Annotated in this window: 13 protein-coding genes; 3 read left to right on the forward strand and 10 right to left on the reverse strand. The window is 62.2% G+C overall.

Annotation, left to right across the window (positions count from 1 at the left end; all coding sequences use genetic code 11):
- Positions 1-62: 62 nt before the first annotated feature.
- From FGE21_RS12065 to coxB, 10 genes are all read right to left on the reverse strand, one after another.
- On the reverse strand, positions 63-854 hold the full coding sequence (locus FGE21_RS12065) for an MBL fold metallo-hydrolase (protein ID WP_370285675.1): 792 nt from the start codon (positions 852-854) through the stop codon (positions 63-65).
- 140 nt (positions 855-994) lie between these two features.
- A complete protein-coding gene (locus FGE21_RS12070; protein ID WP_139663549.1) occupies positions 995-1,585 on the reverse strand; it encodes a GNAT family N-acetyltransferase in 591 nt (196 codons plus the stop codon).
- Positions 1,585-2,847, reverse strand: coding sequence for a pitrilysin family protein (locus tag FGE21_RS12075; RefSeq protein ID WP_139663550.1), 1,263 nt, complete (start codon positions 2,845-2,847; stop codon positions 1,585-1,587). Before FGE21_RS12075 ends, FGE21_RS12070 begins: the two co-directional genes overlap by 1 nt.
- Positions 2,844-4,235 carry a threonine synthase gene (thrC, locus tag FGE21_RS12080; protein WP_139663551.1) on the reverse strand — a complete coding sequence of 464 codons (1,392 nt, stop codon included), beginning with the start codon at positions 4,233-4,235 and terminating at the stop codon, positions 2,844-2,846. Before thrC ends, FGE21_RS12075 begins: the two co-directional genes overlap by 4 nt.
- A gap of 14 nt (positions 4,236-4,249) precedes the next feature.
- On the reverse strand, positions 4,250-4,921 hold the full coding sequence (locus FGE21_RS12085; protein WP_139663552.1) for an SURF1 family protein: 672 nt from the start codon (positions 4,919-4,921) through the stop codon (positions 4,250-4,252).
- A gap of 226 nt (positions 4,922-5,147) precedes the next feature.
- A complete protein-coding gene (locus tag FGE21_RS12090; RefSeq protein WP_139663553.1) occupies positions 5,148-5,960 on the reverse strand; it encodes a cytochrome c oxidase subunit 3 in 813 nt (270 codons plus the stop codon).
- A gap of 25 nt (positions 5,961-5,985) precedes the next feature.
- The gene (locus FGE21_RS12095) at positions 5,986-6,573 is read right to left on the reverse strand and encodes a cytochrome c oxidase assembly protein (RefSeq protein WP_139663554.1); all 588 of its coding nucleotides are present in this window, start codon (positions 6,571-6,573) and stop codon (positions 5,986-5,988) included.
- Positions 6,573-6,740, reverse strand: coding sequence for a cytochrome C oxidase assembly protein (locus tag FGE21_RS12100; RefSeq protein ID WP_139663555.1), 168 nt, complete (start codon positions 6,738-6,740; stop codon positions 6,573-6,575). The genes FGE21_RS12095 and FGE21_RS12100 overlap by 1 nt, the downstream gene beginning before the upstream one ends.
- A gap of 3 nt (positions 6,741-6,743) precedes the next feature.
- Entirely contained in the window at positions 6,744-7,685 is a 942-nt protein-coding gene (gene cyoE, locus FGE21_RS12105; RefSeq protein ID WP_139663556.1) for a heme o synthase, read from the reverse strand.
- A gap of 124 nt (positions 7,686-7,809) precedes the next feature.
- Positions 7,810-8,718: a cytochrome c oxidase subunit II gene (gene coxB, locus FGE21_RS12110; protein WP_139663557.1), complete on the reverse strand. Its 909-nt coding sequence runs from the start codon at positions 8,716-8,718 to the stop codon at positions 7,810-7,812.
- A 181-nt stretch (positions 8,719-8,899) separates the two neighbouring features.
- Here coxB and tldD point away from each other — a divergent pair, with 181 nt between their 5' ends.
- The 3 genes from tldD (at position 8,900) to topA (ending at position 14,690) form a co-directional block, all read left to right on the forward strand.
- Positions 8,900-10,321: a metalloprotease TldD gene (gene tldD, locus FGE21_RS12115; protein WP_139663558.1), complete on the forward strand. Its 1,422-nt coding sequence runs from the start codon at positions 8,900-8,902 to the stop codon at positions 10,319-10,321.
- A 376-nt stretch (positions 10,322-10,697) separates the two neighbouring features.
- A complete protein-coding gene (gene dprA, locus FGE21_RS12120) occupies positions 10,698-11,849 on the forward strand; it encodes a DNA-processing protein DprA (protein WP_139663559.1) in 1,152 nt (383 codons plus the stop codon).
- Positions 11,850-11,999: 150 nt separating this feature from the next.
- Positions 12,000-14,690 carry a type I DNA topoisomerase gene (topA, locus tag FGE21_RS12125; RefSeq protein WP_139663560.1) on the forward strand — a complete coding sequence of 897 codons (2,691 nt, stop codon included), beginning with the start codon at positions 12,000-12,002 and terminating at the stop codon, positions 14,688-14,690.
- The last annotated feature ends 85 nt before the right edge of the window (positions 14,691-14,775 follow it).

The following is a 14,775-nucleotide window of genomic DNA, read 5'->3' on the forward strand; positions in this document are numbered from 1 at the left end:
TCTGCGGGGCGATGGCAAGCCTACAATTCGCCCCTTTGTCAGTGTCGGCCTCTGTGTCGGCGCTATTCACCCGCCCGCAGATAGGCCGGCTCCAGCACATAGACCGTCGGCCGGTCCGGCAGGCTGCGCAAAGAGACCACCAGCTCTGATGTGCCCGGGCGTTCGACGGCGAAGGTTTCGCCGATTTGGGACAGAAACCGATCCAGCGTGTAGTCGCCGAACCAATGCATCGGGATCACCACCGAGGAGCGCAGTCGGGACAGGACCTGCAGCATGTCCGGCAGTGGCAGGGTTGAGCCGCCGTCCACCGCCGCCATCACCACGTCGAGCCGCCCGAGGGCTGCGAATTGTTCGGGTGTGGGCACATGATGCAGATGGCCGAGATGACCGATACACAGCCCCGCCACTTCGAATACGAATATGGAATTGCCAAAGGTCTCCACCCCGCCGCCGGAGCGGATATCGGTGGACACGTTCCGGATCAGCATTTCGTCCAGATCGAGGTGATGCGCGATGCCTTCGCCAAACGCGCCCCAGCCCTCCAGCACGTGGGGAATGGCGGGATCGGGAAACTCGGTCCAGTGGGTGGCATGGGCGTGGTTCATGGTGACCACATCCGGTATGATCGGCGCCGATCCGATGAACCCCGTGAAGTCGGTGACCGCATTCAGCCCCCCTGCGGTCTGGATCAGAAAAGACGCATGGGCGATGTAGTGCAGCCGGACGGAATAGGCATCGGGCAGTGGCTCGCGCCAGCTGGCCCTGTGCAGATACTGCAGCCCCGGGGCGGTCTCGGCGACGGCGATGCAATGGCTCGGTCGGCGTTCCTGCGCGACAGCGACAGAGGCCCCCATCGAGGCCGCAACTGCAAAGCCCCCCATGACAACCGCGGAAATGAATCGTGAAATAATGCCCATGATCTGAGGATAGACCGCATGGGACGAAGGTCACGAAAAATTTCTGGAGTACTGCAGTGCAGCCGCGCAGCGGTGGTTCAGGCCTGGCCCGCCAATGTCTTGCCCCGGCGGTCATTGCGCAGCGACGAATAGAGCACATGCGTGCGCCAGCGGCCGTTGATCTGCAGATAGGACTGGGCGACCCCTTCGTATTTGAACCCGGACCGTTCCAGCAATCCGCGCGAGGCGGCGTTTTCGGGCAGGCAGGCGGCCTCGATCCGGCTGAGGTCAAGCCGGGTGAAGGCGTGATGCACCACGGCGCCGATGGCCTCGCGCATATAGCCCTGCCGGGAAAAGGGCGTCCCCGTCCAGTAGCCGATGGTGCCCGCCATGGCAGGCCCGCGCCGGATGTTGTCCAGCGTGATGGCCCCGATCAGTTGCTCGTCCGCGCGCCGGATCAGGAACAGCGGCAGGGCCGAGCCCTGGCTGATCGATCGTTTGGCCCAATAGACGCGGTTGGTGAAGGACTTGCGGGTGAGATGATCCGGTGACCACGCAGGCTCCCAGGGGACAAGATGCTGCAGGCTCTTTTGGCGCAGGGACGCCCAATGCCGGAAATCCGAATGCACCGGCGGACGCAGCGTCAGCCGCTCTGTTTCCAGCTTCAGCGTCCGGCGGGACAACAACATCAGGCAGCGCGCCTCCGGGCGATCTCCTCCAGACCGGGGGCCGCAGCCACCGGACCGTAGAGCGCCAGCGCAGCCGGCGCCTCGCAGCCGATCCGCCCCGCCATGGCGCGCACGTCTGCGGTGGTCACCGCGTCGATCTTGGCGACCGTTGCTTCGAGGCTGGGAACCTCGTCCCAGATCTGCACCAGCCGGGCCAGACGTTCGGCGCGGTTGGAGGGGCTTTCCAGCCCCATAAGCATGCCCGCCTTCATCTGCGCCCTTGCGCGTTCGACCTCGGCGTCGGACATGTCCTGCGCAGCCCGCTTCAGCTCATCCACCGTGATCCCGAGCAGATCGCCGACCTGGTCCCCGGAGGTGCCCGCGTAGACGGTCATCATGCCGGTATCCTCATAGGCGCCGGCCTGCGAGAAAATCGTGTAGCACAACCCGCGTTTCTCGCGCACTTCCTGAAACAGCCGCGACGACATGCCCCCGCCCAATGCGGCGGCGTAGATCTGCGCCGTGTAGATGTCATCGGCGCGGTAGCTGGGGCTTTCGAAGGCCAGCGCCACATGCGCCTGCTCCAGCGCCTTGTCGCGCCGCACCTCGCCGCCGACGAAGCGGGCGGTCTCCAAAAGGTTCTGTTTCTGCGGCTCCAGGTCCCCAAACAGGGCCTCGGCGGCCTTCACCAACCGGTCGTGGTCAACCGCGCCCGCAGCCGAGAGGATCATCTGGCCGGGGCCGTAATGTTCGCTGACAAAGCGGCGCAGGTCTTCCTTGGAAAAGCTGCGCACCTTCTCGGCGGGGCCGAGGATGGTGCGGCCGATGGCCTGATCGCGGTAGCTCTCTTCCTGCAGCCAGTCAAAGATGATGTCATCGGGCGTGTCGAGCGACTGGCCGATTTCCTGCAGGATGACACCGCGCTCGATCTCGATCTCGCGCTCGTCAAAGACCGAGTTCAGCACGATGTCGGACATGACGTCGAGCGCCAGATCCACGTCATCCTTCAGCACCCGAGCATAATAGGCCGTGACCTCGCGGCTGGTGTAGGCGTTGATATAGCCGCCCACATCCTCGATCGCCTCGGCGATTTGCAGCGCGCTGCGCGTCCTGGTCCCCTTGAAGGCCATGTGTTCGAGGAAATGGGCGATGCCATTCTGTTCCAGCCGCTCGTGGCGCCCGCCGGCCGAAACCCAGATACCGAGAGAGGCAGACTGCAGCCCCGGCATATGTTCAGTGACGATGCGGAACCCGTTTGGCAGGCGGTCTTGTTTGACGGTCAATGGACGCTGTGCTTTCTGATATGATCTTCGATTGCGCCCAGATCATTGGCGATCCGGGTCACCCGTTCCGGCCTTTCATACAGATCTGCCATGCGGGGGGGAAGAGGCGGATGCACACCACAGGCATCTTCCACCGCGGCCGGGAACTTGGCCGGATGCGCTGTCGCCAGGGTGACCATCGGCACCGCCCCCTGCAGATGCTCCTGCGCCACCTTCACCCCCACGGCGCCATGCGGGCAGAGCAGCTCTCCTGAGGCGGCGAGTTCTGATTTGATGGTCGCGGATGTCTCTGCCTCGGAGGCGCGGCCGGAGGTGTAGATTTCGTTCAGCGCCTGCATGGCCCCCTGGCTGATATTGAAGCCGCCGCCGGTCTTCAGGTCCTCCATCAGCTGCGCAACGGCGCTACCGTCCTGATCGTAGGCATAAAACAGCGCCCGTTCAAAATTGGACGAGACCTGAATATCCATCGACGGAGAGATCGACGGGATGGTCTCGCCCTTGAAATACCCCTCGCCCGAGAGACAGCGGTGGAGAATGTCGTTCTGGTTGGTGGCCACCACCAGCTGCCGGATCGGCAGGCCCATCCGGCGCGCGATGAAGCCTGCGAAGATGTCACCGAAGTTGCCGGTCGGCACGGTGAAGGAGACCTCGCGATGCGGCCCGCCAAGCGCCACGGCAGCGGTGAAATAATAGACCACCTGAGCCAGGACCCGCGCAAAGTTGATCGAATTCACCCCGGCCAGATGCACCGAATCACGAAAGTCGAAATCGTTGAACATGTCTTTTACGGCGGCCTGACAATCGTCAAAATCCCCGTCGACCGCGAGCGCGTGCACATTGGCCTCGACCGGGGTGGTCATCTGGCGCCGCTGCACCTCGGAGACCCGGCCGTGCGGATACATGATGAAGACATTGACCGCATCCAGCCCCCGAAAGGCCTCGATGGCGGCCGACCCGGTATCGCCGGAGGTGGCGCCGACGATGGTCACACTGTCGCCGCGCCGCTTCAGTGCAGTTTGAAACAGCTGGCCGATCAGCTGCATTGCGAAATCCTTGAACGCCAGGGTCGGACCGTGGAACAGCTCCAGCAGGAAGTGGTTGCTGTCCAGCTGCTTGAGCGGCGCCAGGGCGGCATGGCCGAAATCGGCATAGGCGCGGGCGATGATGCCTTTGAATTCCTCTTGCGAGAACGAGCCCGACACATAGGGCCACATCACCCGAAACGCGACCTCTTCATAGGGCAGACCGGCGAAACCGGCGATCTCGTCATGGCTCAGCGTCGGGATCTCGGATGGCACATAGAGGCCGCCATCGCGGGCAAGCCCGGTCAGCATGGCTTCCTCGAAGGAGAGTTCCGGCGCTTGGCCGCGGGTGGAGATATATTTCATGGCGTCAGATCCTGTCAGGTTTTGGCGCGCGTACGCAAAAGAAAAGTGGCCGTCATGGTGACCCAGATCAGGGCCAGAGAGAACCAGGTGATGGCATATTGCAGGTGATCATTCGGAATGCCCTGGGTCGAGACCGGCAGCACCCGCGGCGCGGCCTCCTCCCCGGGTGCCCGGCGCAGGACGACCAGCAGCGGTTCGGTGTTCAGAACCTCTGCCATGTGGGGAACGTCACGGGCGTACCAGATATTGGTATCCAGCTCCGGCGCGGGCGTGTAGCCGTCGACTTCATCCGGCCAGTGCAGGTTGCCGATAAGGTCAGCCCGCCCCAGAGGCCGAGGTGCATCCCGGTCGCGACTTTTGACAAAGCCCCGGTCAACCATGATGCGTCGGCCCGTCTGCGTGACAAAGGCGGCGATGATCCGATATCCGGCTCCCAGGTCCTTGACCGAGGTCAGCACATGGATTTCCGCCGGGTCATACTCTCCGTCCACAAGAACCGGCATATATTTGTCCGCCACCGGATCCGGGGTCAGGGGCAGCGGGCGCGGGTCGGCCGCGATGCGGTGCTCAATGGTCGCGAGGATGTCGCGTTTCCACGCCAGGCGCTGCAACTGCCAGACGCCAAGAGACAGCAGTATCGCCGCCCCCAGCCCCCCTATCAGGCAGAGAAAGATCACCCGTCCCATTGGTCGCTCCTGATCCGCTTGCCCCGCCTGCCCTGCCCGTCACGGGCTGGATCGAGGCAGGTCATGAACAAAGGCGCGCAGGGTCATCCCCGCGCGCCTCGTTAAATACGTCCTGAGTGCGGAAAGGAAAACCGCAATCATGTACCCGGTACACTGTCATCCGCCATTCAAGTCCGTGAGGCACAGAGCCCGCCCCGGCAGAGCCTGACCAGACAGAGCCCCTGGTTTACAGGCCGGAGGTGCCCCAGATGTAGACGGCCACAAACAGGAACAGCCAAACCACGTCCACGAAGTGCCAGTACCAGGCTGCCATCTCGAAACCGGCGTGCTGTTTCGGGGTGAAGTCGCCCTTCATCGCCCGGATCAGACAGACCGTCAGGAAGATGGTGCCGAGAACCACATGGAAGCCGTGGAAGCCCGTCGCCATGAAGAAGTTGGAGTAGAACTCGTCGCCGCCGAACTCCCAGCCCTCGTGCAGGATCAGCTCGGCATATTCATAGCCCTGCAGAATGGTGAAGAAGACCCCCAGCACGATCCCGATGGCAAGACCATTGATCAGCCCCTTGCGGTCGTTGTCATGCACCAGGGCATGGTGGGCCCAGGTCACGGCGCAGCCCGACAGCAAAAGCACCAGCGTGTTGATCAGCGGCAGGTGGAACGGATCCACCGCGTGAATCGTCGGCGCCACGTATTCGGTGCCGACATAGGCCTCCATCGGATAGATGGCGTGTTTGAAGAAGGACCAGAACCAGGCGAAAAAGAACATCACCTCGGACATGACGAACAGGATGAACCCGTAGCGCAGGCCGATCAGAACGACCGGTGTATGGTCGCCCGCCTTGTTCTCGGCCACGGTCTCGGACCACCAGCAGAAGGCGGAGTAGAGAACGGCAACCAGCCCGGCCCAGAAGATCCAGGAGCTCATCTCATGCATCCAGCGCACCGCGCCGAAGAGCATGACAAAGGCGCCGACAGCGCTTAGCAGCGGCCAGATCGACGGCGGCAGAATGTGAAAGTCGTGATTTTTAGCATGCGCCATTTAAGTGTCCCTCACCAAAGCGGCCTTAGTTCAGTTCTGTTTCTGCCCCGGACGTCTGTCCGGTGTCGAGGGCGGCCAAGCCCTCTGGCAGATCGATCTCGTGAAATGTGTACGACAACGTGATCGTATGCACATATTTTGCCTCCGGGTCCTCGACGATCTCGGGGTCCACGAAGAAGGTCACGGGCATCATCACCCGCTCCCCCGGTTGCAGCACCTGCTCGTTAAAGCAGAAACACTGTATCTTTTCAAAGTAATAACCCGCCGAATAGGGCGCAACATTATAGGAGGCCTGCCCCGCAATGGCCCGGTCCGTCGGGTTATATGCCTCGTAGAAGGCGAGACCGGTTTCGCCGATCTTCAGTTCCATGATCCGTTCAACAGGTTTGAACTCCCATGGCATGCCGCGATCCTTGGAGGCGTCAAACCGGACCTTGATGGTCTGGCCCAGCACCGTGTCAGAAGCACCTTCGGCAACCTGAGTGACCCCGCCAAACCCGGTGACGCGGCAAAACCAGTTGTAAAACGGCACCGAGGCCCAGGCGAGCGCGCCCATGACCACGACGACGCTCACCAGTTGAACCACCGTTTTCTGGGGCCCGCTCATGGCCATCAGTTTTGCTCTCCGCTGTCTATTTCGGGCCAGGCGAAATTGCTGGATGTGACCTTGACCATCGTCAGCGACAGCACGAGGACAACAAACGCCCCCAGCAGCAGGCCAACACCGAGGTTGCGCCCTTTGCGGCGTGAATGGAGTTCATGTTCCTTGCGCAGGCTCATCAGTTACCAGCCTCCCAGGCCATAGGGTTTCAACAGCGCCTCGGCGAGAATCGCGCCAAAGTGCAGAAAGAGATAGAGCAGAGAAAGCTTGAAGAAAGACCGCTCCACCCTGAAGTTGTCGGCTTCGCAGTGGTCCTCGTTGCGGCGCCAGATCTGCACGGCGCCTTTCAGGAACAGCAGGTTCAGCACCAGGGCCACTGCCAGATAGATCGGCCCGCCGACGCCGGTGAACGCCGTCGCGATCGCGAAAATCGCCAGGATCACCGTATAGGCCAGGATGTGCTTGCGGGTAGAGCGGCGCCCATGGGTCACCGTCAGCATCGGCACATCCGCCATGTCATAGTCGTTGCGCATGAACAGAGCCAGGGCCCAGAAATGCGGCGGTGTCCACAGGAAGGTCAGGGCGAACATCAGCCAGGGCTCGATGGACATCGACCCGGTGGCGGCGATCCAGCCGATCACCGGCGGGAAGGCCCCCGCCGCACCACCGATCACGATGTTCTGCGGCGTCGCCCGCTTGAGCCACATGGTGTAGATCACCACGTAGAAGAAGATGGTGAAGGCGAGGAAGGCTCCGGCGAAGATATTGGTCGCCAGCGCCAGCATGATGACGGACAGGCCCGACAGCGCCAGACCGAGGCTCAGCGCCTCGCCCTTGTCGACCTTGCCGGCGGGAATCGGCCGCGCCTTGGTACGTTTCATCACCTGATCGATGTCGGCATCCCACCACATGTTCAGCGCGCCGGAGGCACCGCCACCGATTGCGATGAACAGGATGGCCGAGAAACCGATGACCGGATGCACGGCCACGGGGGCCGCGAGCAAGCCGACAAATGCGGTAAAGACCACAAGCGACATCACCCGCGGTTTCAGCAACGCGAAGTAGTCGCCAAACGAGGCGTCGTCTTCGCGGATCATGCTTGCGTTGAGGCTGGCGTCGCTCATGTTTCAGGCTCTTCTTTCGTCAGGGACGGCCGCGCATGCCGCGCGGCCAGTCTCAAAGGGGCAGTCAGGATCGGATCGGCCCCGGCCCTCCCCCTCGGGGTCAGGCAACAGGGCCACGGCTGTCTCAGTTGGAGGCAACCTTGAAGGGGCGCGGCGTGCCTGCGTATTCTTCGATCGCACCGTTCAGCCAGGCCTCATAGGCCTCTTCGCTCACCACTTTGACCGTGATCGGCATATAGGCGTGGTCCTGGCCACAGAGTTCGGAGCACTGGCCGAAGTAGACGCCTTCCTGGGTGGGTTTGAACCAGAGTTCGGCCAGACGACCCGGCACGGCGTCCTGTTTGACGCCGAATGCAGGCAGCGCCCAGGAGTGGATCACATCCGCACCGGTGACCTGCATCACGATGGTCTTGTTGACGGGCACAACCACGGAGGTGTCGGTGGCGAGCAGGAATTCGTCAGGTGCGTAGCCCGCTTCGGCCAGTTTCGCGACCATGATATCGCTGCGCACGAAGGGGATGGCGCCGGCGGCCTCCTCTTCGTCGGTAATCGTCGCGCTGTGGCCGATGGCATAGCTGTCGAAGGCAAAGTCGTGATCGACATATTCGTAGCCCCAGTACCACTGGTAGCCGGTCACCTTGATGGTCACATCCGCCTCGGGGATTTCCTGCTGACGGAACAGTTCCGGCAGGGAGAACGATCCGATGAAGATCAGGATGATGATCGGCACCACGGTCCAGGCGATTTCAATCGGCGTGTGGTGGGTGAAGCTCGACGCCTCCGGGTTGGCGCGACGGTTGAAGCGGAGGATGGCATACAGCAACAGCCCCGCAACAAACACGCAGATCACCGTGATGATGATCAACAGCATGTGGTCAAGTTTGTGAATACCTTCGGCCAGTTCGGAGCCCGCCGGCTGGAACCCGAGGTGGCCGTCGGTCGGCTTCCCAATGGTTTCCAGTCCTTCTTGCGCCATTGCTGGAAGGCTCGTGAGAGCGGCGAAAAAGCCCGAAAGCGTCAAAGCATTCTTCATGTCGTTTCCTGATCGCTTGATCGTTGCATGTGTCGGTGTCCGGAATCGATTGTGAATAATCGTACCGTAGCCGTTGTCTTTGGTGCCGTTAAAAATCATATTCTTGAGAGGTTATAAAGAGGGTTGCTCGCGTCATAGCGTCGCTTTCTTGAGATAGAACAAAAAAATCGAGGCCCATTTGATGGATACCACCGCGTTTCGACCCTTTGAGACCACCCTTCCGGAGGATGAAGCCCTGCCGGTACTGCGTGCGGCCCTGCAAGGCGCCGACGACGGAGAGATTTTTGCGGAACGGACAAAATCCGAGGCTCTGGTCTTTGATGACGGACGTCTGCGCACGGCCAGCTATGACGCCGCCGAAGGATTTGGCCTGCGTGCGGTGCGCGGCGAGGTGGCCGGATATGCCCATTCGACCACCATGTCGGTCTCGGCCTTGAAGCGTGCCGCCGAGACTGCGCGGCTCGCGGTCGGCCACGGAGGCGGCACAATGGCCCCTGCCCCGCAGGCCACCAACCAGCGACTTTATAGTGACACTGATCCGATTGCGGCACAGGCTTTTCCGGTCAAGGTCGACACCCTGCGCGAGATTGACGCCTTTGCCCGGGGCCTTGATTCTCGTGTGGTGCAGGTTTCGGCCTCCCTGGCGGCCTCCATTCAGGAAGTTGAAATCCTGCGCGCCGATGGCGTGCGCGTCCGCGACGTGCGCCCGATGACCCGCGTCAATGTCTCCGTCATTGTCGAAGATGGCGGACGCCGTGAAAGCGGCAGCGCCGGCGGCGGCGGCCGTGTGGGTCTCGACGGTCTGATTGCGCCACAGGACTGGCAGGCCAAAGCGCGCGAAGCGCTGCGCATTGCGCTGGTGAACCTGGAGGCCGAGCCGGCCCCGGCCGGAGAGCTGGACGTGGTTCTCGGCCCCGGCTGGCCCGGCATCCTGCTGCATGAGGCGATCGGTCACGGGCTCGAAGGCGACTTCAACCGCAAGGGCTCCTCTGCCTTTGCCGGTCTCATGGGGCAGCGCATTGCCGCGCCCGGTGTCACTGTGCTGGACGACGGCACCATCCCGGACCGGCGCGGGTCGATCTCTGTCGACGATGAGGGCACCGCGAGCCAGAAGACCACATTGATCGAAGACGGTATTCTCGTAGGCTTCATGCAGGATCGCCAGAACGCCCGCCTGATGGGAGTGGAGCCCACCGGCAACGGGCGACGGCAGAGCTTTGCCCATGCGCCGATGCCTCGCATGACCAATACATATATGTTGGCCGGGCAGTCCGCGCCCGAGGATCTGATCAAGGATATAAAGGACGGCATTTGGGCCGTCGGGTTCGGCGGTGGCCAGGTGGATATCACCAACGGCAAATTCGTCTTCTCCTGCACCGAGGCCTACAGGGTGAAGAACGGCAAGGTCGGTGCACCGGTCAAAGGCGCCACTCTGATCGGGGATGGTGCCACCGCCTTGCAGAAGATTCGCGGCCTCGGCAATGATATGGCGCTTGATCCCGGCATGGGGAACTGCGGCAAACAGGGGCAATGGGTGCCGGTCGGTGTCGGCCAGCCCAGCGTCCTGATGGGCGGCCTGACCGTGGGCGGATCTGCGACCTGACACGTCAGCCGCCGCCAGGCCGCCCCTCGGCCAGGAATATGCACTGGCTTGCCCCTCGAGCGGTCAGCCGTGCTGTCAGACGAATTTGCGGAGGCGACATGATCTGTGGCCTCCGCATCGTTTTGCGCGCATGCCGATTTACGATCGCTTTACGAAGATGACGATTTGCGGCTGAAAATGGGGTGAGAATGTCCCGAATTTACCATGTCCCTCATAGGCCGCCGACTGGGACCACGGCAGCTACGGCCCGTTATTTGATTTAAAATCAATGCCCTAAGAAAAAATAGTGAAAAATCTCGATAAACTGTTCCGATATTCACCACCTGTTAACCCCTGAAGTCGTAAACCTTGTCTTGCAACAAGGCGAGGCTAGGGCATGACCGAAGAAGCACATTCTTCCACTCACCCCCCACTCCCACCCACCACGGAAGATCAGCGGTTTTCCTGGCTTCGCCTGTTGCGCTCCCGTGGTATCGGGACAGTGACCTTCTATCGGCTTCTGTCCGAGTACGGATCAGCACAGAATGTGCTGGACATGCTGCCCGAAGTGGCGGCGGCTGCAGGTGTCAAAGGGTATGAAATATGCCCGACCAACAGAATAGACACCGAGTTCTCAACTGCAAAAGCCGCCAATGCGCGGCTTTTGTGTTTTGGGGATCCCGAGTACCCGGACTATCTGAGCAACATCCCAAACCCACCGCCGGCGCTTTGGGCGATTGGCGATCCAACTCTGGCGACCCGGCCGGCCGTCGCCATTGTCGGGGCGCGCAATGCATCCTCGCTTGGGCGGCGCATGGCCTACTCCCTTGCCCGCGACCTTGGTGCGGCCGGATTCTCCGTCGTCTCGGGACTGGCGCGCGGGATCGACGCGAGCGCTCATGACGGCTCTCTTGCCAGCGGCACCATCGCGGTGCAGGGCGGCGGCGTCGACGTGATCTATCCGACCGAGAATACCCGCCTGGCAGAGGCCATCGCCGCTCAGGGCCTGCGCCTGTCGGAACAACCCATGGGTCTGCAACCCCAGGCCCGCCATTTTCCGCCCCGCAACCGCATCATCGCGGGCATCGGCATGGCCACGATTGTCGTTGAGGCCGCCGTCAAATCCGGCAGCCTGATTACCGCCCGCGATGCGCTCGATCTGGGGCGCGATGTCATGGCTGTGCCCGGCCACCCGTTCGACGCCCGCGCCAGCGGAGGAAATGTGCTGATCCGCGATGGCGCGGTGTTGGTCCGAAACGCGCAGGATGTGATCGAAGCTCTGCCGGACCTCATGCCCCCCCCGGCGCCGCGACCGCCACGGCGCCTGCAAGACCTGCCCCCCCCTCCACCGGAACGGCGCAGCCTGCGACAGACGGCCGCCCTTCACCAGCAGATCCTCGACCGGCTGGCGGCCGCTCCGACGCCTGAACCCCAGCTGATCGAAGACCTCAATACCCCGGCACGCAACGTGCGGACCGTGCTGATGGACCTTGAATTATCTGGCGAAATTGACCGGGGTCCGGGTGGAGTCATCCTGAAAAAACGCTGATTTCATTTTGTGCGAAACAGATGCCAAACACGCCTGACCGGACAGTGTTTTCTTCGTATGGATTGACATTCTCCCCTTGCGCGACACATTTTGCCCGGCCATAGAGCCGATTGAACCCGTATCGACCCGTATCGAAAGGTGCCCCAATTTATGCCAGTCGTCGTCGTTGAATCACCGGCCAAAGCTAAAACGATCAACAAATACCTGGGCTCCGACTACGTAGTGCTGGCTTCCTATGGTCACGTTCGCGACCTGCCGGCCAAGAACGGATCTGTCGCCCCGGATGACGATTTCGCAATGACCTGGGAAATCGGCAACGACAGCAAGAAACATGTTCGGGCCATCGCGGACGCGCTGAAAGACGACAATTCCCTGATCCTCGCGACCGACCCCGATCGCGAGGGAGAGGCCATTTCCTGGCACTTGCAGGAAGCGCTGACCAAGCGCCGTTCGATCAAGAAGGACACCGAGGTCAAGCGCGTGACCTTCAACGCGATCACCAAAGATGCGGTGACCGAGGCGATGAAAAATCCGCGCCAGGTCGATATGCCGCTGGTCGAAGCCTATCTGGCGCGGCGTGCACTCGACTATCTCGTCGGGTTCAACCTGTCGCCCGTGCTGTGGCGCAAACTGCCCGGCGCCCGCTCGGCCGGCCGTGTTCAATCCGTCTGCCTGCGGCTCATCGTCGAGCGCGAGATGGAGATCGAAGCCTTCAACCCGCAGGAATACTGGTCCGTGCGTGCCAATGTGGCGACCCCCCGCGGCCAGTCGTTCGAGGCCCGTTTGACCGTTCTGGGCGGCGAGAAGCTGGAGAAATTCAGCCTCGGCAACGCCACATCGGCCGAGCTGGCGGTCCAGGCCGTCACCAGCCGCAAGCTGTCGGTCCTGTCGGTGGAAGCGAAACCGGCAGCGCGCAACCCATCGGCGCCCTTCATGACCTCGACCCTGCAGCAAGAGGCCAGCCGGAAGTTCGGCATGGGCGCACGGCAATGTATGAATACCGCGCAGCGCCTCTACGAGGCCGGGCTGATCACCTATATGCGGACCGATGGCATCGACATGGCGCCCGAGGCCGTGCAGGCCGCCCGCGCCGAGATCGAGACCCGCTACGGCAAGGATTATGTGCCGGCCCAGCCGCGCATCTACAAGAACAAGGCCAAGAACGCGCAGGAAGCGCACGAATGTATCCGCCCGACGGATATGAGCCGCGACGCCCGGAGCCTGAAGGTCACGGAAGACGATCAGCGCAAACTGTATGATCTGATCTGGAAGCGGACCCTCTCGTGCCAGATGGCCGGCGCCCGACTGGAGCGCACGACGGTCGACATCGGCTCTGCCGACCAGCAGGTGGTGCTGCGGGCAACCGGTCAGGTTGTACTGTTCGATGGCTTCATGCGGGTCTACGAAGAGGGCCGCGACGATGTTGTTGACGAGGACGACAAGCGCCTGCCGCAGATCATGCAGGGCGAGGCCCTGAAATTTGCAGGGAGCCTCGCGGCACAGGCCGAAAAATCCGGGCGCGAGGGCGCACGGCTGTCCGACGACGGCGCGACACTGGCGCTGCAGCACCACACGCAGCCACCGCCGCGCTACACCGAGGCGACGCTGGTCAAACGGATGGAAGAGTTGGGGATCGGGCGGCCATCGACCTATGCCAGCGTCATAACCACCATCCAGGATCGCGAATACGTTCGCAAAGACAAGAACCGCCTGTTCCCCGAGGACAAGGGCCGGATCGTGACCATCTTCCTGCTGAATTTTTTCAAGCGCTACGTTGAATATGATTTCACCGCCGCCCTGGAAAACCAGCTTGATGACGTGAGCGCGGGCGGCAAGGATTACAAGGAACTGCTCGACAGTTTCTGGCGCGATTTTTCCGCCGCGATCTCCGAGACTTCGGACCTGCGGATTTCCGAAGTTCTGGATGTGCTGGATGATGCATTGGCTCCGCAGCTCTATCCACCACGCGAAGACGGCGGCGACCCGCGCCTCTGTCCGAAATGCGGCGCGGGCCAGCTGCACCTGAAGTCCTCCCGCACAGGCGGCTTTGTCGGCTGCGGCAACTATCCCGAATGCAACTATACCCGCCCGATTTCAGGCGAGGGCGCCGAGGGCTATGAGCGGATACTGGGCGAGGACGACGGCGACGAAATCCACCTGAAGTCCGGACGGTTCGGCCCCTATGTGCAGCGCGGCGAAGCGACACCCGAGAACAAGAAGCCGCCGCGGTCCTCGCTGCCGAAGCAAAACAAGGACTACCTGCCCGGCTGGGGACCCAATGATATCACGCTGGAGCAGGCCGTCACCCTTCTGACCCTGCCGCGCGAAATCGGACAGCACCCGGACGGGGGCATGGTGGCCGCGAACCTCGGCCGTTTCGGCCCCTACATCATGCACCAGCGCCCCGATGAGGAAAAACCGGTCTATGCCAACCTCAAGGAAACGCTGGACGTGTTTGAAATCGGCATGAACCGTGCGGTCGAAATGCTGGCGCAGAAACGCGCCAATCCCGGCAGAGGCCGCTCCTCTGCGGCGGCGACGCCCCTGAAAGAGCTGGGCGAGCACCCCTCCGAAGGGGGCCCGGTGAATGTGCTCGACGGGCGCTACGGACCTTATGTCAAATGGGGCAAGGTCAATGCCACCTTGCCCAAGGACGTGGACGCCAAGGATGTGACCATGGAAATGGCCGTGGCTCTGATCACGGAAAAGACCGGCAAGACCAGCAAGAAGAAGGCGCCCGCCAAGAAGAAGGCCGCTCCAAAGAAAGCTGCGGCCAAGAAGACCGCCCCAAAGACGACCGCGCCAAAGAAAACCGCGAAGAAGGCCGCAACCGGGGAGTAACGACCTCCGGTCTGCAACTGAGGACGACCGGGTGGGCGCGATCACGGCGCGCCATCCGCGCACTTCTTCTGGCTGGTCCCAAGGC

Origin of the sequence: Phaeobacter sp. B1627 (assembly GCF_006265095.1) — a bacterium.
In the GTDB taxonomy this organism is placed as follows: domain Bacteria; phylum Pseudomonadota; class Alphaproteobacteria; order Rhodobacterales; family Rhodobacteraceae; genus Epibacterium.

What these genes read in the sequence shown, in the direction of transcription:
- topA (WP_139663560.1), top strand. Translation starts at nt 12,000, where the DNA reads ATGCCAGTCGTCGTCGTTGAATCACCGGCCAAAGCTAAAACGATCAAC.
- FGE21_RS12095 (WP_139663554.1), bottom strand. Translation starts at nt 6,573, where the DNA reads ATGGCCATGAGCGGGCCCCAGAAAACGGTGGTTCAACTGGTGAGCGTC.
- FGE21_RS12065 (WP_370285675.1), bottom strand. Translation starts at nt 854, where the DNA reads ATGGGGGCCTCTGTCGCTGTCGCGCAGGAACGCCGACCGAGCCATTGC.
- FGE21_RS12100 (WP_139663555.1), bottom strand. Translation starts at nt 6,740, where the DNA reads ATGAGCCTGCGCAAGGAACATGAACTCCATTCACGCCGCAAAGGGCGC.
- FGE21_RS12085 (WP_139663552.1), bottom strand. Translation starts at nt 4,921, where the DNA reads ATGGGACGGGTGATCTTTCTCTGCCTGATAGGGGGGCTGGGGGCGGCG.
- coxB (WP_139663557.1), bottom strand. Translation starts at nt 8,718, where the DNA reads ATGAAGAATGCTTTGACGCTTTCGGGCTTTTTCGCCGCTCTCACGAGC.
- FGE21_RS12070 (WP_139663549.1), bottom strand. Translation starts at nt 1,585, where the DNA reads ATGTTGTTGTCCCGCCGGACGCTGAAGCTGGAAACAGAGCGGCTGACG.
- thrC (WP_139663551.1), bottom strand. Translation starts at nt 4,235, where the DNA reads ATGAAATATATCTCCACCCGCGGCCAAGCGCCGGAACTCTCCTTCGAG.
- dprA (WP_139663559.1), top strand. Translation starts at nt 10,698, where the DNA reads ATGACCGAAGAAGCACATTCTTCCACTCACCCCCCACTCCCACCCACC.
- cyoE (WP_139663556.1), bottom strand. Translation starts at nt 7,685, where the DNA reads ATGAGCGACGCCAGCCTCAACGCAAGCATGATCCGCGAAGACGACGCC.
- FGE21_RS12090 (WP_139663553.1), bottom strand. Translation starts at nt 5,960, where the DNA reads ATGGCGCATGCTAAAAATCACGACTTTCACATTCTGCCGCCGTCGATC.
- tldD (WP_139663558.1), top strand. Translation starts at nt 8,900, where the DNA reads ATGGATACCACCGCGTTTCGACCCTTTGAGACCACCCTTCCGGAGGAT.